Raw genomic sequence first — 17,756 nt, 5'->3', positions numbered from 1 at the left:
CCCCTGGGGATGGGACGGGTAGGGGCGGCGGGGGCGAGAAAACCCCTACGACGCGAACAACCGCACAGCCCAAGCCGCATGCACCTCCGCCCCGATCTCCAGCAAGGGCGCAGACGCACACGGCAGCACGTCAACCCCCTCGTCGAGCACACCCCGAGCCGCCTCAACCGCCCGATCGGCGACAAGGTCCAACTCCGGCGCCAACCGGGCCAGTACAGCCGTAGCGTCGAACGGATCAAGACTCAGCAACCGCACCGTCGCGGACGCCGGCCCACTCACGCTCTCGTACGCCGCGCAGTACGCCGCATCCACCGGCCCCAACCCAGCCGACCGAGCCACCAACCCCAACACCACCGGCTGATGCGCCCCCTTGGGGAACTCCCGCGCCAGGGCGTCAAGTTCGGCGGACGGCCAGGTGGCCCGAGCCGCCCGCATCAACTGCCGCCCCAGCTTCCGCGAGGCCACCCGCAACGCGGGCGAAGGAGTCCGCGCATCCGCAGCGCGGTCCAACTCCCCCGGATCAACGCCGAGTACAGCCGCAGCGGCCAACGCGGCGGACACAAGCCCGGCCGTGTGCAACCGCCCCCGGCAGAACTCCCCGAGGTTGTCCGCCCCGGTGACCCGCCCGGCCTTGACGGCAGCCTCCGCCCCGCCGGAGTGCGCATGCCCCCCCGCGGGAAAGCGCCCGTCGGCCAGAACCAGCAACGCTCCCCTGGACATCAGAAGAGGAAGTACCGCTGGGCCATGGGCAGTTCGGCCGCCGGAGTCGCCTCGACGAGCTCCCCGTCGATGTGCACGGCGAAGCTGTCGGGATCGACCTGGACACGAGGCCGGGCATCGTTCTCCCGCATGTCGGCCTTCGTGACCCCACGCGTCGACTCGATCGCGACGAACTTCTTCCCGAGATCGAGCCGCTCGGGCAACCCGTCCTCGATCGCCAACTGGGCGACGAAGTTGAAGGAGTTGGCGGCCGGCGCCCGTCCGATCGCCCCGAACATCGGCCGCGGCAGGATGGGTTGAGGCGTCGGGATGGACGCGTTGGCGTCGCCCATCTGCGCGTACGCGATCTGTCCGCCCTTCATGACGAGGTGCGGCTTGACCCCGAAGAACGGTGGTTCCCACAGCACGAGGTCGGCGAGCTTGCCGGTCTCGACGGAACCGATCTCGCGGGCGAGGCCCTGCGCGAGGGCGGGATTGATCGTGTACTTGGCGATGTAACGCCGTACCCGGTGATTGTCCGCACGCCCGTCACCCGGCAGCGCCCCCCGCCGCCGCTTCATCACATGCGCCGTCTGCCAGGTCCGCATGATGACCTCGCCGACCCGGCCCATCGCCTGCGCGTCGGAGGAGATGATCGAGATGGCGCCGAGGTCGTGGAGGATGTCCTCCGCGCCGATGGTCGACGGGCGGATGCGGGACTCGGCGAAGGCCAGGTCCTCGGGGACCGCCGGGTTGAGGTGGTGGCAGACCATCAGCATGTCGAGGTGTTCCTCGGCGGTGTTGACGGTGTAGGGCCGGGTCGGGTTGGTGGAGCTGGGCAGCACGTGCGGCTCGGAGACCACGGTCATGATGTCCGGCGCGTGCCCACCGCCCGCACCCTCGGTGTGGTAGGCGTGGATGCCGCGTCCGGCGATCGCGGCGAGGGTGTCGCCGACGAACCCCGCTTCGTTCAACGTGTCGGTGTGGATGGCGACTTGGACGCCCGTGCGGTCGGCGACGGTGAGCGAGGCGTCGATGACGGCGGGAGTCGAGCCCCAGTCCTCGTGCAGCTTCAGTCCCAGCGCTCCCCCTCGGATCTGGGACATCATCGCGTCGTGCGAGACGGTGTTGCCCTTGCCGAGGAAGCCGATGTTGAGCGGATACTGCTCCATCGCCGCCATCATCCGGGCGAGGTGCCAGGGGCCCGGGGTGACCGTGGTCGCCTTGGAGCCCTCGGCCGGTCCGGTGCCGCCGCCGACCAGGGTGGTGACCCCGGCGGAGAGTGCCTCGTCGGCGATCTGCGGGCAGATGAAGTGGACGTGCGCGTCGACGGCGCCGGAGGTGAGGATGCGTCCGTTGCCGGCGATGACCTCGGTCTCGGGGCCGATCACCAGGTCGGGGTGGACGCCGTCCATGGTGTCGGGGTTGCCGGCCTTGCCGATGCCGGTGATGCGGCCGTCGCGGATGCCGACGTCGGCCTTGACGATGCCCCAGTGGTCGACGATCACGGCACCGGTGATGACGGTGTCGGGGGTGCCCTCCGCGCGGGAGGCACGCGCCTGGCCCATCGACTCGCGGATGACCTTGCCGCCGCCGAACACGGCCTCGTCACCGGCGAGTCCGGGACCGCCGCTGCGGTCCTCCTCGATCTCGATCAGCAGATCGGTGTCGGCGAGCCGGATGCGGTCGCCGGTGGTCGGCCCGAACAGGTCCGCGTACGCGGCACGGGAGATCTCAGGCATCGAGGGCACCTCCGGTCTCCCCGCGCAGTCCGGGCACGATCCGGGCACCGGCCAGCGGGACGAGTTCGACGTCGACGGGGATCCCCGGCTCGAAGCGCACGGCCGTACCGGCGGCGACGTTGAGCCGCTGCCCGCGCGCGGCGGCACGGTCGAACTCGAGGCCGGGGTTGGCCTCGGCGAAGTGGTAGTGGGAGCCGACCTGGACGGGCCGGTCGGCGGCGTTGAGGACGGTCATCCGTGTGACCTCGCGGCCCGCGTTGTAGACGATCGGGTCGTCCGCGAACAGGATCTCGCCGGGAATCATCGAGGCCTCCTACACGATCGGGTCGTGGACGGTGACGAGCTTGGTGCCGTCCGGGAAGGTCGCCTCGACCTGTACGTCGTGGATCATCTCGGGGATGCCCACCATGACGTCGTCCCTGGTGAGCAGCTTGCGCCCGGAGGACATCAGCTCGGCGACGGTCCGGCCGTCACGGGCGCCTTCGAGGATGTGCGACGTGATGAGGGCGACCGCCTCGGGGTGGTTCAGCTTCAGACCACGGGCCCGGCGCTTCTCGGCCACGTCGGCCGCCACATGGATCAGCAGCCTCTCTTGCTCGTGCGGGGTCAGTTGCACGTCCCACCTCACAGTCCTCGCTCCGGACCGTGCGGGGTCCGGCTGCCGCCTAAACGCTCCGCTCGGAGTGCGGGACGTCGTCCGAAGGCCCGTCGTGGCTGGTCGCGCAGTTCCCCGCGCCCCGTCGGGGCGCTGCCGAACCGCAGCCGACTTCGCCGGACGCGCTCAGCCACCTGGGCAAAGTCCCTGGTGGCGTGGATCGGCAGGCTAGTTGGACCGAGTTTCAAGCAAGTTAACCGAGCTGTGATCAGGACAATCACATCTACGCACGTAGAGCCGCCCCGCGCACGGCCCCTCGCGCGACCTGCCGCTACGAGGGATTCGGCCCCCGGTGCTCGGCCGCGATACCGAACCGCTGGCGTTCGCGGGGAGCGGACGCGACCTCGTGGACACGCGAGACGGAGCTGATCACCTGCTCCTCGGCCGGCTCGTCGAGGCGGTCCAGCTTGTCGAGTTCGTCGAGTCGCTCCAGGTCGGCGGCGGAGACCAGCGCGACAAGGGGCTTGCCGTGCCGCGTCACGACGACGCGCTCACCGCCGTACACCACCCGGTTGATCAGGTCGGCGAGCTCAGCCCTGGCTTGTGTCACCGGAATCTCGTAGGCCATACCCCCATCATAACGTCATGTACGTCCTGTACATTTCTTACAGATGCCGAAGGAGGGGTACCCATGACCCGACCGTCCGCCCGTCACGTCCTGCCCGAGTTCACCGAGCGCACCAGCGCCGGCCACCGGACCCTCGACCCGTACTCGAAGCTGCTGGAGGAGCGGATCGTCTTCCTCGGGACGCCGATCGACGACATCTCGGCGAACGACGTGATGGCCCAGTTCATGCACCTCGAGTACCAGGCACCGGACCGGGACATCTCGCTGTACATCAACTCGCCCGGCGGATCGTTCAGCGCGATGTCGGCGATCTACGACACGTTGCGGTTCGTCACGTGTGACGTGGAGACGACCTGCCTCGGCCAGGCCGGCACCTCCGCGGCGGTGCTGCTGGCGGCGGGCACCCCGGGCAAGCGGTCCGCGCTGCCGGGTGCGCGAGTGGTGCTCCGCCAGCCCTCGCTCCCCGAGCCGATCCAGGGTCAGGCGAGTGATCTCGCCATCCAGGCCGAGGAGTTGGCGCGTACGCGGGTCCAACTGGAGGAACTGCTGGCCCTGCACACGGGCCGGACGGTGGCGCAGGTGAGCGCGGACATCGAGCGGGACCGGATCATGGATGCCCAACAGGCCCTGGAATACGGGTTGGTGGACCGGATCGTGGCCACCCGCAAGACCTCGCTCACCGAGCCGGGCGGGGAGTGAGCCGACGATGCTGCCGCCGGAACTGCCGCCGCTGCCCGCACTGACGCGCGCCGAGGGCGAGTTGATCGACCGTTACCTGGATGTGGCCGACCTGCTGGGCCGTATCAACCCGGCGCACAACGGTGACACGTACCGTGGCCTGAGGGCCGCTCAGGCGCTCGTGGCCAAGGCCGCCGAGCTCCGGGACGCGCTGGCGCTGATGCACCAGCGGGGCGAGACCGAGCTGCACGCCCCCACGCTGGCGCGGGCGCTGCGCGTGCTGGACGGGGAGCGCCGCACGGCGCGCGTCACCCTGCCCTCGCCCTCCGACAGTTGACGGACCCGAAGCTGTCCCGAACGACGTCGAAACGAGCCGAACGACGTACCCCCGATCGGCGTAGTCGCGACTCCGTCCATACGGCCGTCCGGGTTGCGCAACACGCGTAGCCCGAGGCCCGGATGAACTGTTCCGGCGCTGGTCCGAGCGTCACACCCCCCTCGACACTCCCTCGAACACCGTTGCGTTCAGCCGAACGGGTGAGTGGTGAGTAACCCCACAAATCCCCGGTTCCGTTGGGCTTTTCGGACATTCATAGGTGAAGATCCCTGTCTGACGACAAGACCCCGCCACAGCGGCGGGGCGATCCGGGCGGACGCCGAGTCCTGCCGCCGCCCGGATGACAGGTCGACAGGATTGCATCGGCAGGAGTGGAGGACCCAGGCACGACGGGTCGCCGGGACGGTCACGCCATGACCGGGTCGAGCAGCCCTTGGGGTGAAGCCGCGTCAGCGGCCGGGCAACTTCGCCAGCCCGAATCCGACAGGTCATCCTTCACAGGCGGCTGACGAAGGGTTGCGCATGACTGCGCTCAATCGTGTCCCGTCGCTGATGGTCAGGGCCGGTACGGCCTCGGCCTTCGCCATCGCCGCCGTGGGCGGCTCCGTCGTGATACCGGGCGTCGCATCCGACGCCGCGGCCGCGACACCCGCGACGAAGGCACTCCAGGTCGCGGCGTCCAAGAAGGGCGCCCCGTACAGGTACGGGGCCACCGGACCGGGCCGCTTCGACTGCTCCGGGCTCACGCTGTACTCGTACAAGAAGGCGGGCAAGAAACTGCCCCGTACGGCGGCCCAGCAGTACAACAAGACCCACCACATCTCGGCCAAGAGCCGCAAGGCCGGGGACCTCGTCTTCTTCCACTCGGGCTCCAGCGTCTACCACGTCGGCATCTACGCCGGCAAGGGAAAGATCTGGCACGCCCCGAAGACCGGGGACGTGGTGAGGCTGCAGAAGATCTGGACCAAGAGCGTCTGGTACGGCCGGGTCAGCTAGGCCTGTCCGAATCTCCCGAGGGGGTGGCGGCCACCTGACAGGCCACCACCCCCTCGGGTGTCCAGGGACGTTCACCACACTGTTCTACGGCTCCTGCTGACCCGCGGCGGTCACCGGCCGGGCCGGTACCGTCCAGGGCACCTCGATGGAGACCGTCTTGCCGCCCTCCAGGGTGGGCCGGACCTTGAGTTTGCCGCCGCACTCCGCGGTCAGCCAGCGGATGATCACCATGCCCCGGCCGTTGTCCTGCTGGACGGCGGCCGGCAGGCGTTTCGGGAACCGGGGGTGGCTGTCGGTGACCCCGATGCGCAGCCGTTCGTCACGCTCCAGCTGGATGTCCACCGTGAAGGTGGGTGACTGCCCGAAGGTGTGTTGTACGGCGTTGGTGGCGAGTTCGGAGACGATCAGGCGGATGGTGTCGGCGACCTCCGTGTCCGCCGGAAGTCCCCATTCCACCAGGGTCCCGACGACATAGGTGCGGGCGGTGGAGACCGAGGCGGGATCGCTCGGCAGAGTGACGGATGCTTCCAGATGGTCTGCCATGGCGCGGTCGTCCCTTTCCCGCGGGACCGGTGTCCGACACGGAGCGGATGGTTCGAGTACGGTCCCGGACTGGTGCTTCTTCGCCAGACTGCCATTACCGCGTCGGTAACGGTGGCGATCCACCAAGATATGCATATATCTGTCGCTCGAAGCGGTGAACTCTGCGACCCCAGACCGTATTTGGGCGGCTCGGAAGGAGTAAGGAGAAACCCATGCAGTACGGTCCCGCGGTGCGCCGCCGGAAACTGGGCGCCGAACTCCGCGCGTTGCGTGCGGAGGCGGGGCTCACCAGCGGTGAGGCGGCCCGGCTGGTCGGCTGGCACCAGTCGAAGGTGAGCCGCATCGAGACCGGCGCGAGTGGCGTGAAAGCGCCCGACGTCCGGTTACTCCTGGACGCCTACCAGGTCGGCGACCCACAACTTCGGGACATGCTCCTCGTGTTGGCCGGCTCCGACGACGGCGGCGGCCGCCACCACTGGTGGCACGCCTATCGCGGTGTACTGCCGCCCGCCTACCGGGACTTCATCAGCCTGGAGTCCCAGGCCAGCACACTCCGCACCCTGGAGACCTCGGTGGTCCCCGGCCTGCTGCAGACGCCCGAGTACGCCCGTGCGGTGACCCGGGCCGCCGTGGGAGGCCTCGACAACGACGGCCCCGAGCGGCTCGACGCGCTGGTGCAGGTGCGGTTGGCCAGGCAGGACGTGCTGCGCGCGGATCCGCCGCTGGCCCTGAGCGTGGTCCTCGACGAGGCGGTGCTGCGGCGCGAGGTCGGCGGGCCGGGGGTGATGGCACGTCAGCTGGACCGGCTCGTGGAGGCGGCCGAGCTGCCCCAAGTGAGGCTTCAGGTACTGCCGTTCGCCGCAGGAGCACACATCGGCATCACCGGACCTTTCGTTATCTTCTCCTTTCCGAGCACTTCTGATCTGGACGTGGTTGTTCTAGACCACTTGACGAGTAGCCTCTACCTCGAACGGAAAGAAGACCTAGAGGCCTACAGCGAGGCCTTCAACACCCTTCAGTTCCACGCCCTTTCGCCCGAGGATTCGTCGGATTACATCGCCGGGATAGGTGACGGCGCGTAAGGAGGCACCATGTCTGCACTGCCTCGGAACGTACCTTCCAGTTCTGAACTGTCCGGTGTGCGGTGGCTGCGCAGCAGCTACAGCACGGGAGCGAACAACTGCGTCGAGGCGGCTCGTCCGCGCTCAGGCCCCCGCGCGGGGCTGCTCGCCGTACGCGACTCGAAGGACCCGCAAGGACCCGCCCTGCTGTTCTCCCCCGAGAGCTGGACGGGTTTCCTCAGCGCGTTCCACTGATCGCTTCCCCCGTCATCAGCGACGCACGACCGTGTCACGCCGACTCATGGTCGCGTCTCGCCGATCACACGTACAGCGCGTTCGATCTCGGCCCCGGAGAGGTCCGCTCGGGCAGTCAGCCTGAGCCGTGAGATGCCGTCGGGCACGGAAGGAGGACGGAAGCAGCCCACGGCCAGCCCTGCCGTACGGCAGTCGGCCGCCCATTGCACGGCCGCCTCCGGGGACGGCGCACGCACCGAGACCACGGCGGCGTCCGGACGTACCGCTTCCAGACCCGCGGCGGTCAGCCGTGCGTGCAGGTCACCCGCCACGGCGCGGGCCCGGGCAGCCCGCTCGGGCTCGCGCCGCAGCAGGGTGAGCGCGGCCAGCGCCGCACCGGCCGCCGCGGGCGCCAGTCCCGTGTCGAAGATGAACGTCCGCGCCGCGTTGACCAGATGGTCGATCACCCGCGCCGGCCCGAGCACGGCACCGCCTTGGCTGCCGAGCGACTTGGACAGGGTCACGGTCACGACCACGTCCTCACCCCCCGCGAGCCCCGCCGCGTACGGCGCCCCACGGCCACCCGCGCCCAGCACCCCGAGCCCGTGCGCGTCGTCGAGCAGCAGCCCGGCCCCATGCTCCCGGCACGCCTCGGCGAGCACCCCGACCGGAGCCGCGTCCCCGTCCACGGAGAACACCGAGTCGGACACCACGACGGCCTGCCCGTCGTGCGTCCGCAGCGCCTTGCGCACCCCGTCCGGATCTGCATGCCCTACGACCTGGGTCGCGCCCCGCGCCAGCCGGCAGCCGTCGATCAGCGAGGCGTGGTTGCCCGCGTCGGAGACGATCAGCGAGCCGTGCGGCGCGAGGGTGGTGACCGCGGCGAGGTTGGCCGCGTACCCGGAGGAGAAGACGAGGGCCGCCTCGAACCCGCAGAACTCGGCCAGTTCGCGCTCCAGTTGGGCATGCAGCTCGGTCGTACCGGTGACGAGCCGCGACCCGGTGGACCCGCCGCCCCAGGTCCGCGCCGCATCGGCAGCGCCCTCGACGACCTCGGGGTGATGAGCCAGACCCAGGTAGTCGTTGCTCGCGAGATCGAGGAGCGGCGAGTCGGCGGGACGGGGCCGCAGCGTCCGTACGAGCCCGGCGCGGCGGCGCTGCTCCGCCTGCTCGTCGATCCAGCCGAACGCCATGGTTCCTCCGGGCTTTTGTAGGCAGTGCACAGACACTAATCGGACGACGAGCCGCCCATGGTGTGGTGATACCCACATGCCCGGGGCCATGTCTTGTGCATTCTCTCCTTGGCCGCAAGCGGTCCCGTAGGACAGGATCGGGCCTCATGGACCTGCTGAACACGCTCGTGGACAAGGGGCTTCGGCGCGAGCTGCCGACCCGCGCGGAAGCACTCGCCGTCCTCGCCACCTCGGACGACGACCTGCTGGATGTCGTGGCCGCGGCCGGAAAGGTGCGCCGGCACTGGTTCGGCCGACGGGTGAAGCTCAACTACCTCGTCAACCTGAAGTCCGGCCTGTGCGCCGAGGACTGCTCGTACTGCTCACAGCGGCTGGGCTCCAAGGCCGACATCCTGAAGTACACATGGCTGAAACCCGACGATGCCTCGAAGGCCGCGGCCGCCGGTGTGGCGGGAGGCGCCAAGCGCGTCTGCCTGGTCGCCTCGGGCCGGGGCCCGACCGACCGGGACGTGGACCGGGTCGCGGGCACCATCAAGGCGATCAAGGACCAGAACGAGGGCGTCGAGGTGTGCGCCTGCCTCGGCCTGCTCTCCGACGGCCAGGCCGACCGGCTGCGCGAGGCCGGCGCGGACGCCTACAACCACAACCTCAACACGTCCGAGTCGACGTACGGCGACATCACGACCACCCACACGTACGCCGACCGCGTCGACACCGTGCAGAAGGCGCACGCGGCCGGCCTGTCCGCCTGCTCCGGCCTGATCGCCGGCATGGGTGAGACGGACGAGGACCTGGTCGACGTCGTGTTCTCCCTCCGCGATCTCGACCCCGACTCGGTGCCGGTCAACTTCCTGATCCCGATGGAGGGCACCCCGCTCGCCGCCGAGTGGCACCTCACCCCGCAGCGCTGTCTGCGCATCCTCGCGATGGTGCGGTTCGTCTGCCCGGACGTCGAGGTCCGTATCGCGGGCGGCCGCGAGGTCCACCTGCGAACGATGCAGCCCCTCGCCCTGAACCTCGCCAACTCGATCTTCCTCGGCGACTACCTCACCAGCGAGGGCCAGGCCGGCCACGCCGACCTGGAGATGATCGCGGACGCGGGCTTCGAGGTGGAGGGCGCGGGCGAGGTGACGCTGCCGCAGCACCGGGCGACGGTGGGCGGCTGCGGTTCGCACGAGGACGCCGGATGCGGGTCCCACGAAGGTGCCGGCTGCGGGTCGCACGAGGGCGCCGGAGTCTGCGGCTCCAGCTCCGCCGCTACGGCCGCTCCCGCGCCGCAGGTCGACGAGGTACGCCGTGACCTGGTCTCCGTACGCCGTCGAGGTGCCGGGACGGACATCGCGCCCAATGCCTGACCCGATCAGCCGCCTGCCCGTCCCGGAGCTGCTGGAGCTGGACCGGCGGCACGTCTGGCATCCGTACGGTCCGATGCCCGGCCGTGCCGACCCGCTCGTCGTGGAGTCGGCGAGCGGGGTGCGGCTCCGACTGGCGGACGGCGGGGGCGAGTTGGTCGACGGGATGTCGTCCTGGTGGTCGGCGATCCACGGCTACAACCACCCCGTGCTCGACGAGGCCGCGCGCGAGCAGCTCGGCCGGATGAGTCACGTGATGTTCGGCGGGCTCACGCACGAGCCCGCCGTACGGCTGGCGAAGCTCCTTGTCGACATGTCTCCGGACGGTCTGGAACACGTCTTCCTCGCCGACTCGGGCTCGGTGTCGGTCGAGGTGGCGGTGAAGATGTGCCTCCAGTACTGGCGCTCGCTCGGCCGCCCCGCGAAACAGCGCCTGCTGACCTGGCGCGGCGGCTACCACGGTGACACCTGGCAGCCGATGTCGGTGTGCGACCCCGAGGGCGGGATGCACGAGCTGTGGTCCGGGGTGCTCCCCCGCCAGGTGTTCGCCGACGCGCCTCCGACCGAGTACGAGGAGTCGTACGCCGACCATCTGCGCGAGTTGATCGGGCGGCACGCGCACGAACTGGCCGCGGTGATCGTGGAGCCGGTGGTGCAGGGCGCGGGCGGGATGCGGTTCCACTCCCCCGCCTATCTGCGGGTGCTGCGCGAGGCGTGCGACGCGCACGACGTGCTGCTGGTGTTCGACGAGATCGCGACGGGTTTCGGCCGCACGGGCGCGCTGTTCGCCGCGGAGCACGCGGCGGTGACCCCGGACGTGATGTGCGTGGGCAAGGCGCTGACCGGCGGCTACATGACGATGGCGGCGACGCTGTGCACGTCACGCGTGGCCGAGGGCATCTCGCAGGGCGAGGTACCGGTCCTGGCCCACGGCCCCACCTTCATGGGCAACCCCCTGGCGGCGGCCGTCGCCTGCGCCTCGCTCGAACTCCTCCTGAACCAGGACTGGTTGACGGAGGTCAAGCGCATCGAGACGGGCCTGCGGGAGGGCCTGGCCCCGGCGCGGGAGATCCCGGGCGTCCAGGACGTCCGCGTCCTCGGCGCCATCGGCGTGGTCCAACTCGACCACGCCGTCGACATGAAGGCCGCCACGGACGCGGCCGTACGCGAGGGCGTGTGGCTACGGCCGTTCCGCGACCTCGTCTACACGATGCCGCCGTACGTCACGGGCGACGCCGACCTGGCTCGGATCACCCGCGCGGTGCGCGCGGCGGCACGGGAGGGATGACATGCCGGTACTGGTGATCACAGGCACGGGCACGGAGGTCGGCAAGACGATCACCACAGCCGCGGTAGCGGCGGCGGCGCTCGCCTCCGGCCGCACGGTGGCCGTCCTGAAGGCCGCCCAGACGGGTCTACGGCCGGACGAGCGCGGGGACGCGGACGAGGTGGCGAGGCTCGCGGGCGCGGTGACGGCGAGCGAACTCGCCCGGTATCCCGAGCCGTTGGCACCGGGCACGGCGGCACGCAGGGCCGGCCTGGCACCGGTACGCCCGCACGAAATCGCCGAAGCCGCCCAGAAGTTGGCCACCGAGTACGACCTGGTGCTGGTCGAGGGTGCGGGCGGGCTGCTCGTACGGTTCGACGCGGAGGGCGGCACGCTGGCGGACGCGGCGCGGCTGCTGGGGGCGCCGGTGCTGGTCGTGACATCAGCGGGCCTGGGCACCCTGAACACGACGGAACTGACGGCCCGTGAACTCCGTTCCCAGGAGCTCGACTTGCTCGGCGTGGTGATCGGCAGCTGGCCCAACTCACCTGACCTGGCGTCGCGTTGCAATGTGGCCGACCTGCCGGAGGTGGCGGGGGCACCGCTGCTCGGGGCGTTGCCGGAGGGAGCGGGGACACTGACACCGGCGGACTTCCGTGCTGCGGCGCCGAGTTGGGTGGCGCCGCGGCTTGACGGGACGTGGGATGCGGAGGAGTTCGGGGGGCTGGAGGCGCCGCCGTCCTGGAACTCCCGCTCGACCGGCGCGGTCTAGGAGGCCTCCCCCTCTGCCAGCAGCCGTACCAGTTCGATCCGCGACCGGATGCCCAACCGGCTGAAGACGCCGCGTAGATGGTGGTCGATCGTGCGGGGGCTGAGGGCGAGGCGGACGGCGATCTCGCGGTTGGTGGCGCCGTCAGCTGCCATGCGGGCGACCATGAGTTGCTGGGCGGTCAGGCGGGTGGTCGGGGCGAGGGCACCCGGTGTGGGAAGGGCGGTCGCGGTCACCGGGGTGCCGAGAGCGCGGAGTTCGGCGCGGGCCTGGGCGGCGCAGTGCGGGGCGCCGAAGGACTCGAAGGCCTCCAGCGAGGTGTGCAGCCGGTCGCGGGCCTCGGTACGCCGGCGCAGTCGACGCAGCGCACCGCCGAACAGCAGCTCGGTGCGGGCCCGTTCGAAGTCACGGGTGCCGTGCGCGTGGAGGTCGAGGGCGACGCGGTAGTGCTCGACGGCTTCGGCGCCGGGCGCGAGCAGGGCACGGCAACGGGCGCTCAGGGCAAGGTCGTCGGGGCTGTGGACGGCACGAGCCCAGCGGTCGTAGTCGGCGTGTGCGGCACGGGCGATCCGGGTGTCGCCGCTATGGACGGCGGCCTCGACGTAGTGAGGGGTTGCCAGGTGCCGGATCGCCCGGTGGCCGTGCCCCGGCCCGAACCCGGCCAGCGCCCGCAGCCGGGCCGCGGCGGCGGCGAACCGGCCACTGCTGAGGTCCAGGTAGGCGAGTGCCCATTGCGCGAGGGCGGCCGGCAGACCCAGCCCACGGCCGAGGGCGTACGAGCGGGCGGCGGCGGCACGTTCCCGGCAGACATCGCCGTCCCCGGTGAGCGCCGCGAACATGGCGAGCGCTGCCTGCAGATGACAGGCTCCGTTGTCCTGCCCGGTGGCGTGGGCCTGCCACAGGGCGTCGGCCACGGCCGTCTCGGCGGCCCGCGGATGCCCGGTCCAGAACTCGGCGTACGCCCGGAACTCCATCGCCTGCGCCACGACCACGGTCGCACCCCGCGCCCGCGCCGAGGCCGCCGCCCGCACGGTGGCGGTGGTGGCACGGGTGTGGTCACCGAGCATCAACGCGGCGATCCCGGCATGGATGAGAAGGGTGGGGTCACCCCCGGGCCCGCACCGCCCGGCGGCGGCCTTGAGCAGATCCCGCGCGTCCTCGTACCGCCCCTCAAAGGCAGCGGCCAGTCCCCCGAGCGTCCCGTGCGGAACGATCCCGACCCGGGAGGCGACAGCCGCCGCCTCCCGGCACCGTCTCAGGTCACCGGTGTAGACGGCGGCCTCGGTGGCCCGGGCGAGGAGGTGAACTGCGTGGTCGGGGGCGGGAGTTCGGGGTACGGCGGCGATGCGAGGTGATCCGGTGGTGAGAGGTGCCGCGGCCGGCGAAGCCGCGTTCAGCGAAGCCGCGTTCAGCGAAGCCGGATTCGACGATGCAGCGTTCGGTGAGGTCACGTTCGGCGAGGCCGCGGATTCCTCCGGCTCCCGCCGCACCACCGCCGTCAGCAGCGCGTCGAACGCCTCGGCCGCGTTCCCCGCCCGTAACGCGAACACCCCGTTCAACGCATCGCTGTCCGTCGCGGCCGCGAGTCTTCGAGCCCGGTCCCCCTCACCGGACTGCCAGGCGTCACCGGCGGCCCGGTTGAGGAGGCGGGACTGTTCGCGCGGGTCGCTGGAGAGCGCGGCGGCGCGTTCCACGAGGGCGCAGGCGAGCGGGTGTTCGCCGGCGTCACGTGCCTGTTGGGCGGCCGTGCGGAGTTCCGCGGTGAGCCGCACGCTGGGGCCGAGCGCGCCCGCGCCCCGGTGCCAGGAACGGCGCGATGTCTCTCCCTCCGCGCGCAACACCCGTGCCAGCAACCGGTGGACGTCCCGCCGGTCCGCCGGTGACCCGGTCTCGTACGCGGCGATCCTCGTCCACGCGTCGCGGAAGACGACCCCGCCGGCCATCGCGTGGGCGACCCCGGCCGTCTCGGCGGCTTCGAGGGGCCTGGTGTCGAGTCGGGCCGCCGCGACGGCCCGCAGGAAGGCATGCGTGGCGACCGGGTACTGGTCCGCCGCCGCGAGCAGCAACAGCAGCCGCGTGTCGTCGGGCAGGGCACGGATCTCCCGGCGGTGCCGGGTGAGCAACTCCGGTGCCAGGGACGCCGGTTCGGTCGGGAGGGGGTCGAGTCCCGCGGCCTGACGTGGGGTCAGGCGCGGGAGGAGTTCGGCGGCGGCGCGCGGATCGCCGTAGACCGCGCGCAGCATGCGGATGCGGACCCCTTCGGGGAGCTCGGGGTCGAGGGTTCGCCCGGTGTCGGTGCGCGACGGGGGCGAAGTGCGGTCTAGGGAAGTGGGGTTCACCGGAGTCAGCACACAACTGACGTTACTGGCGAGTTAATTCACCCGTAAAGACCGGCGATTTCGCCGATGCGGCGCGCGTAGACCCGCGCTGACACTCCTGACAACCCCACCCGTATCAGGAGGCATCATGCAGCGCCACAAGCGTCGCATCGCCACGGCCCTGTCGGCCGTGACGACCTCGCTCCTTCTGTCACTCTCCCTGACCTCGACGCCCGCTCATGCGGCGAGCCACAACCCGATCGTGTTCGTGCACGGTCTGAGCAGCGACTCCACCAGCTGGGACGACTGGATCGCGGACTTCGAGGCGGACGGCTACTCGTCCTCCGAGCTGTACGCGATCTCTTACGACTGGACGAAGTCGAACGTCACGACCGCTTCGACGCTGTCGACCTACATCCAGTCCGTCCTCTCCAAGACCGGCGCTTCGAAGGTCGACCTGGTGGTCCACTCCATGGGTGCGCTCAACAGCCGCTACTACCTCAAGAACCTGAGCGGGACCTCGTACGTCGACGACTTCGTGTCGGTCGCCGGGGTGAACCACGGGACGAGCATCGCCTCGCTGTGCGGCTGGCTGTACACGTCCTGCAAGGAGATGCAGACGGGGAGTTCGTTCCTCACGGCGCTCAACTCCGGTGACGAGACGCCCGGCAGCGTGTCGTACGCGGCCTACTGGTCGGACTGCGACGCGGCGATCGACCCGGACACCTCGGCCGAGCTGAGCGGCGCGACCAACGTGGACGTCGGGTGCATCTCGCACACCGACATGAACAACGACCACGGCGTCTACGAGCAGGTCCGGGACTTCATCTCCTGAACCCGGCCCCGCCCGGTCCCCGGCGGCAGCGGGGGTGGTCAAGGACGGCAGGGGGGACAATCCCGGTAGGGACCGGTTTCGGCCCGGTCCGGCCCGGGAGGTCGCCATGCCGCTACGGTCCGCAGGCTCCGGCACAGTGCCGCGGGACACCGTCCCCCACCCGCTGTTCGCCCGTTACTACGCCCGCTTCAGCGTGAGCGCCGAGTCGCGGTTCGGCCTCGCCGGGATGCGGGACCGGCTGCTCGCCGGGCTCTCCGGGCGGGTGATCGAGATCGGGGCCGGGAACGGCCTGAACTTCGCGCACTATCCGAGCGCCGTCTCGGAGGTCGTCGCGATCGAACCCGAGCGGACTCTGCGGCAGCTCGCCGTGGAGTCCGCGCTCCGCTCCGACGTACCCGTCGACGTGGTGCCGGGCGCGGCGGAGAAGCTGCCCGTGAAGAGCGAGGCCTTCGACGCGGTCGTGCTGTCCCTGGTGCTGTGCAGCGTGCGCGACGTACCGCGGGCGCTCGCTGAGGTACGGCGGGTGCTGCGGCCCGGTGGAGTCGTCCGGTTCTTCGAGCACGGCAAGGGAGGCGGACCGGCGATGGAGTTCACCCAGCGCGCCCTGGACCGCACGCTGTGGCCGCCGCTGAACGGCGGCTGCCATCTGGCCCGCGACCCGGTCGACGCGCTGCGCGACGCGGGGTTCGAACTCGGGCCGTACCGAAGGGTGTTGATCCCGGAGAAGGGGCCGACGCTGCCCAGCTCGTACTGCGTCCTGGGCACCGCATGGCGCCCCGACACCGTGGAGTGATCACAGGCTCCACTGACGCAACTCCCGCGCGATGTCATCGACCGACGCCTCGCCGCTCTTGACCAACCGGGCCAGATCGCGGACCTGTTCGGGCGAGGTGACGACCTTCAGGCCGCTGGCGACGAGGTAGGCGTAGGCGACAGCCGAGGCGAAGAGGGCGTTGGAGCGCTCCAACGCGGGGACGTGGATGAGGAGTTGGAGTAAGGCGGCGGCGCGTGCGTGCGGGCTGTCGTAGACGGGGACGTCGAATATGTCGGCCTGGTGGCGCGCGACGGCGGCGACGAGCGCGCCCCAGTCGGTGACCTGGGGGTCTCCGGGTGTGTTGTGTTCGGCGAGCATGAGCAGCCAGGCGAGGTCGATCCTGAGGTTGTTCAAGGGATCAGCGGCGACCTTCGCGGGTGCTCTTCCCGTCGGCACCGAACTCGTCGGCGAAGACGGACTCGTACTGCTTCATGAAGTCGGCCGCGGCCTCGACGAAGGTGTGGCCGACCTCCCCGGTGTCCTGTCTGACCAGTTCTTCTATGTACCGGTTCACGCTCATGCCACGCGCCAGGGCACGTTCACGGGCCGCGCGGGCGGTGCCCTCGTCCACGCGTACGTTCAGCTGGGTCTTCGCCATACCTAGACGCTAGCGCCGGATTGCTAGCACCGGCAAGGGCTCGTCCGGTGGGTGGAGAGTGCCCCTTACACCGGTATCGGGGGCCCGACCTGAGGTGGAGACCGCCTCGGTCGCACGGGGGATATCGGGTGTGTGGCGCGTCACACTAGGCTCGGCCCGCGACGAAGGCGTCGCAACGACAGCTTGCGAAGACGACGAGCTGAGACGACGAGCGAAGGAATCCCAGGGGGCCGTCTTGTCCACATCTGCCGCGCAGCACGTTCCGGGTCAGGCATCGGCCGGCGGGATCGCGGCCCGCGCCCGCGGGCTGACCAAGGCGTACGGTTCGGGCGAGACGACCGTGCTCGCCCTGGACTCGGTGGACGTGGACATCGCGCGGGGCCGTTTCACCGCGGTCATGGGCCCGTCGGGGTCCGGGAAGTCCACCTTGATGCACTGCCTGGCGGGGCTCGACACCGTATCGGCCGGGCAGGTGTGGCTCGGCGACACCGAGATCACGGGGCTGAAGGACCGCGAGCTGACGCGGCTGCGGCGGGACCGGATCGGGTTCATGTTCCAGTCGTTCAACCTCATCCCGACCCTCAACGCGGCCGAGAACATCACGCTGCCCATGGACATCGCCGGCCAGAAGCCGGACCAGAAGTGGCTGGACCAGGTCATCGACACGCTCGGCCTGCGCGACCGGCTCAAGCACCGGCCGTCCCAGCTCTCCGGCGGCCAGCAGCAGCGCGTGGCCTGCGCGCGGGCGCTCGCCTCCCGCCCCGAGCTGATCTTCGCGGACGAGCCGACCGGCAACCTCGACTCACGGGCGGGCCTCGAAGTGCTCGGCTTCCTGCGCAACGCTGTCGACGATCTCGGCCAGACCGTGGTCATGGTCACCCACGACCCGGGCGCCGCCGCCCACTCCGACCTGGTGCTCTTCCTCGGGGACGGGCGGATCGTGGACGAGATGGAGCGGCCCACGGCGGAGGCGGTGCTGGAGCGGATGAAGCGGTTCGACCTGGCGAGGGGCCAGTTCGACGGTCCCGGATCCGGTGCCGGCCCCGGGCCCCGCCGCTCCGGCGACTCGACCGACGTCACCCTCGACAAGGACTGAA

21 protein-coding genes and 1 riboswitch are annotated in these 17,756 nt (G+C 70.6%); of the genes, 11 read left to right on the top strand and 10 right to left on the bottom strand.

The genetic code is table 11. The features are described 5' to 3' along the window. Positions 1–45: 45 nt before the first annotated feature. The 5 genes from OG504_RS44240 to OG504_RS44220 all read right to left on the bottom strand — a co-directional run bounded on the left by OG504_RS44240 (position 46) and on the right by OG504_RS44220 (position 3,664). A complete protein-coding gene (locus OG504_RS44240; RefSeq protein ID WP_405994811.1) occupies positions 46–720 on the bottom strand; it encodes an urease accessory protein UreF in 675 nt (224 codons plus the stop codon). Beyond that, on the bottom strand, positions 720–2,441 hold the full coding sequence (locus OG504_RS44235) for an urease subunit alpha (protein WP_405994810.1): 1,722 nt from the start codon (positions 2,439–2,441) through the stop codon (positions 720–722). Before OG504_RS44235 ends, OG504_RS44240 begins: the two co-directional genes overlap by 1 nt. Then, the gene (locus OG504_RS44230; protein ID WP_328684781.1) at positions 2,434–2,745 is read right to left on the bottom strand and encodes an urease subunit beta; all 312 of its coding nucleotides are present in this window, start codon (positions 2,743–2,745) and stop codon (positions 2,434–2,436) included. Before OG504_RS44230 ends, OG504_RS44235 begins: the two co-directional genes overlap by 8 nt. Positions 2,746–2,754: 9 nt before the next feature. Next, positions 2,755–3,057 carry an urease subunit gamma gene (locus tag OG504_RS44225; RefSeq protein ID WP_019059531.1) on the bottom strand — a complete coding sequence of 101 codons (303 nt, stop codon included), beginning with the start codon at positions 3,055–3,057 and terminating at the stop codon, positions 2,755–2,757. A gap of 310 nt (positions 3,058–3,367) precedes the next feature. Continuing rightward, positions 3,368–3,664 (bottom strand): type II toxin-antitoxin system Phd/YefM family antitoxin, encoded by a 297-nt coding sequence (locus tag OG504_RS44220; protein ID WP_366437279.1) that lies wholly within the window; start codon positions 3,662–3,664, stop codon positions 3,368–3,370. Positions 3,665–3,727: 63 nt separating this feature from the next. On the opposite strand from OG504_RS44220, the gene OG504_RS44215 reads away from it, so the two are divergent. The 3 genes from OG504_RS44215 to OG504_RS44205 all read left to right on the top strand — a co-directional run bounded on the left by OG504_RS44215 (position 3,728) and on the right by OG504_RS44205 (position 5,675). Next, positions 3,728–4,363 carry an ATP-dependent Clp protease proteolytic subunit gene (locus OG504_RS44215; protein ID WP_405994809.1) on the top strand — a complete coding sequence of 212 codons (636 nt, stop codon included), beginning with the start codon at positions 3,728–3,730 and terminating at the stop codon, positions 4,361–4,363. A gap of 7 nt (positions 4,364–4,370) precedes the next feature. Then, positions 4,371–4,679: a hypothetical protein gene (locus tag OG504_RS44210; RefSeq protein WP_390168918.1), complete on the top strand. Its 309-nt coding sequence runs from the start codon at positions 4,371–4,373 to the stop codon at positions 4,677–4,679. A 339-nt stretch (positions 4,680–5,018) separates the two neighbouring features. Then, positions 5,019–5,198: riboswitch (cyclic di-AMP (ydaO/yuaA leader) on the top strand. A 3-nt stretch (positions 5,199–5,201) separates the two neighbouring features. Further along, a complete protein-coding gene (locus OG504_RS44205) occupies positions 5,202–5,675 on the top strand; it encodes a C40 family peptidase (protein WP_033278230.1) in 474 nt (157 codons plus the stop codon). An 84-nt stretch (positions 5,676–5,759) separates the two neighbouring features. Here the strand turns inward: OG504_RS44205 and OG504_RS44200 are convergent, their stop codons facing one another. Continuing rightward, the gene (locus OG504_RS44200; protein WP_405994808.1) at positions 5,760–6,218 is read right to left on the bottom strand and encodes an ATP-binding protein; all 459 of its coding nucleotides are present in this window, start codon (positions 6,216–6,218) and stop codon (positions 5,760–5,762) included. 212 nt (positions 6,219–6,430) lie between these two features. Between OG504_RS44200 and OG504_RS44195 the strand changes: the two genes are divergently transcribed. Together OG504_RS44195 and OG504_RS44190 are read left to right on the top strand one after the other, a co-directional pair. Then, a complete protein-coding gene (locus tag OG504_RS44195; RefSeq protein WP_405994807.1) occupies positions 6,431–7,300 on the top strand; it encodes a helix-turn-helix domain-containing protein in 870 nt (289 codons plus the stop codon). A 9-nt stretch (positions 7,301–7,309) separates the two neighbouring features. Further along, positions 7,310–7,534 carry a DUF397 domain-containing protein gene (locus OG504_RS44190; RefSeq protein WP_405994806.1) on the top strand — a complete coding sequence of 75 codons (225 nt, stop codon included), beginning with the start codon at positions 7,310–7,312 and terminating at the stop codon, positions 7,532–7,534. 44 nt (positions 7,535–7,578) lie between these two features. Here the strand turns inward: OG504_RS44190 and OG504_RS44185 are convergent, their stop codons facing one another. Further along, positions 7,579–8,706 (bottom strand): 8-amino-7-oxononanoate synthase, encoded by a 1,128-nt coding sequence (locus OG504_RS44185; protein ID WP_405994805.1) that lies wholly within the window; start codon positions 8,704–8,706, stop codon positions 7,579–7,581. Positions 8,707–8,852: 146 nt separating this feature from the next. Between OG504_RS44185 and bioB the strand changes: the two genes are divergently transcribed. The 3 genes from bioB to bioD are packed head-to-tail and all read left to right on the top strand — an operon-like array spanning position 8,853 to position 12,097. Further along, a complete protein-coding gene (bioB, locus tag OG504_RS44180; protein ID WP_405994804.1) occupies positions 8,853–10,061 on the top strand; it encodes a biotin synthase BioB in 1,209 nt (402 codons plus the stop codon). Then, positions 10,054–11,346 carry an adenosylmethionine--8-amino-7-oxononanoate transaminase gene (locus OG504_RS44175; RefSeq protein ID WP_405994803.1) on the top strand — a complete coding sequence of 431 codons (1,293 nt, stop codon included), beginning with the start codon at positions 10,054–10,056 and terminating at the stop codon, positions 11,344–11,346. The genes bioB and OG504_RS44175 overlap by 8 nt, the downstream gene beginning before the upstream one ends. Before the next feature lies 1 nt (position 11,347). Continuing rightward, positions 11,348–12,097 (top strand): dethiobiotin synthase, encoded by a 750-nt coding sequence (gene bioD, locus OG504_RS44170; protein ID WP_405994802.1) that lies wholly within the window; start codon positions 11,348–11,350, stop codon positions 12,095–12,097. Here the strand turns inward: bioD and OG504_RS44165 are convergent. Continuing rightward, complete coding sequence (locus OG504_RS44165; protein ID WP_405994801.1) at positions 12,094–14,445, bottom strand: LuxR C-terminal-related transcriptional regulator; 2,352 nt, start codon at positions 14,443–14,445, stop codon at positions 12,094–12,096. The two genes, bioD and OG504_RS44165, sit on opposite strands and share 4 nt — an antisense overlap. Before the next feature lie 115 nt (positions 14,446–14,560). On the opposite strand from OG504_RS44165, the gene OG504_RS44160 reads away from it, so the two are divergent. Together OG504_RS44160 and OG504_RS44155 are read left to right on the top strand one after the other, a co-directional pair. Next, on the top strand, positions 14,561–15,247 hold the full coding sequence (locus tag OG504_RS44160) for an esterase/lipase family protein (RefSeq protein ID WP_405994800.1): 687 nt from the start codon (positions 14,561–14,563) through the stop codon (positions 15,245–15,247). A 106-nt stretch (positions 15,248–15,353) separates the two neighbouring features. Beyond that, positions 15,354–16,040, top strand: coding sequence for a class I SAM-dependent methyltransferase (locus OG504_RS44155; protein WP_405994799.1), 687 nt, complete (start codon positions 15,354–15,356; stop codon positions 16,038–16,040). On the opposite strand, the gene OG504_RS44150 is transcribed toward OG504_RS44155, so the two are convergent. Then, positions 16,041–16,415: a hypothetical protein gene (locus tag OG504_RS44150; protein WP_019059515.1), complete on the bottom strand. Its 375-nt coding sequence runs from the start codon at positions 16,413–16,415 to the stop codon at positions 16,041–16,043. Positions 16,416–16,419: 4 nt separating this feature from the next. Continuing rightward, positions 16,420–16,659: a hypothetical protein gene (locus OG504_RS44145; protein WP_033278219.1), complete on the bottom strand. Its 240-nt coding sequence runs from the start codon at positions 16,657–16,659 to the stop codon at positions 16,420–16,422. A gap of 235 nt (positions 16,660–16,894) precedes the next feature. Here OG504_RS44145 and OG504_RS44140 point away from each other — a divergent pair, with 235 nt between their 5' ends. Continuing rightward, positions 16,895–17,755: an ABC transporter ATP-binding protein gene (locus OG504_RS44140; RefSeq protein WP_405994798.1), complete on the top strand. Its 861-nt coding sequence runs from the start codon at positions 16,895–16,897 to the stop codon at positions 17,753–17,755. The last annotated feature ends 1 nt before the right edge of the window (position 17,756 follow it).

Origin of the sequence: Streptomyces sp. NBC_00986 (assembly GCF_045162565.1) — a bacterium.
In the GTDB taxonomy this organism is placed as follows: Bacteria; Actinomycetota; Actinomycetes; order Streptomycetales; family Streptomycetaceae; genus Streptomyces.
This window is presented reverse-complemented; position numbering and strand designations above follow the sequence as displayed.

What these genes read in the sequence shown, in the direction of transcription:
- OG504_RS44200 (WP_405994808.1), bottom strand. Translation starts at nt 6,218, where the DNA reads ATGGCAGACCATCTGGAAGCATCCGTCACTCTGCCGAGCGATCCCGCC.
- OG504_RS44240 (WP_405994811.1), bottom strand. Translation starts at nt 720, where the DNA reads ATGTCCAGGGGAGCGTTGCTGGTTCTGGCCGACGGGCGCTTTCCCGCG.
- OG504_RS44220 (WP_366437279.1), bottom strand. Translation starts at nt 3,664, where the DNA reads ATGGCCTACGAGATTCCGGTGACACAAGCCAGGGCTGAGCTCGCCGAC.
- OG504_RS44195 (WP_405994807.1), top strand. Translation starts at nt 6,431, where the DNA reads ATGCAGTACGGTCCCGCGGTGCGCCGCCGGAAACTGGGCGCCGAACTC.
- OG504_RS44190 (WP_405994806.1), top strand. Translation starts at nt 7,310, where the DNA reads ATGTCTGCACTGCCTCGGAACGTACCTTCCAGTTCTGAACTGTCCGGT.
- OG504_RS44155 (WP_405994799.1), top strand. Translation starts at nt 15,354, where the DNA reads ATGCCGCTACGGTCCGCAGGCTCCGGCACAGTGCCGCGGGACACCGTC.
- OG504_RS44205 (WP_033278230.1), top strand. Translation starts at nt 5,202, where the DNA reads ATGACTGCGCTCAATCGTGTCCCGTCGCTGATGGTCAGGGCCGGTACG.
- OG504_RS44235 (WP_405994810.1), bottom strand. Translation starts at nt 2,441, where the DNA reads ATGCCTGAGATCTCCCGTGCCGCGTACGCGGACCTGTTCGGGCCGACC.
- OG504_RS44210 (WP_390168918.1), top strand. Translation starts at nt 4,371, where the DNA reads ATGCTGCCGCCGGAACTGCCGCCGCTGCCCGCACTGACGCGCGCCGAG.
- OG504_RS44145 (WP_033278219.1), bottom strand. Translation starts at nt 16,659, where the DNA reads ATGGCGAAGACCCAGCTGAACGTACGCGTGGACGAGGGCACCGCCCGC.
- OG504_RS44160 (WP_405994800.1), top strand. Translation starts at nt 14,561, where the DNA reads ATGCAGCGCCACAAGCGTCGCATCGCCACGGCCCTGTCGGCCGTGACG.
- OG504_RS44175 (WP_405994803.1), top strand. Translation starts at nt 10,054, where the DNA reads ATGCCTGACCCGATCAGCCGCCTGCCCGTCCCGGAGCTGCTGGAGCTG.
- OG504_RS44215 (WP_405994809.1), top strand. Translation starts at nt 3,728, where the DNA reads ATGACCCGACCGTCCGCCCGTCACGTCCTGCCCGAGTTCACCGAGCGC.
- bioD (WP_405994802.1), top strand. Translation starts at nt 11,348, where the DNA reads ATGCCGGTACTGGTGATCACAGGCACGGGCACGGAGGTCGGCAAGACG.
- bioB (WP_405994804.1), top strand. Translation starts at nt 8,853, where the DNA reads ATGGACCTGCTGAACACGCTCGTGGACAAGGGGCTTCGGCGCGAGCTG.
- OG504_RS44185 (WP_405994805.1), bottom strand. Translation starts at nt 8,706, where the DNA reads ATGGCGTTCGGCTGGATCGACGAGCAGGCGGAGCAGCGCCGCCGCGCC.
- OG504_RS44230 (WP_328684781.1), bottom strand. Translation starts at nt 2,745, where the DNA reads ATGATTCCCGGCGAGATCCTGTTCGCGGACGACCCGATCGTCTACAAC.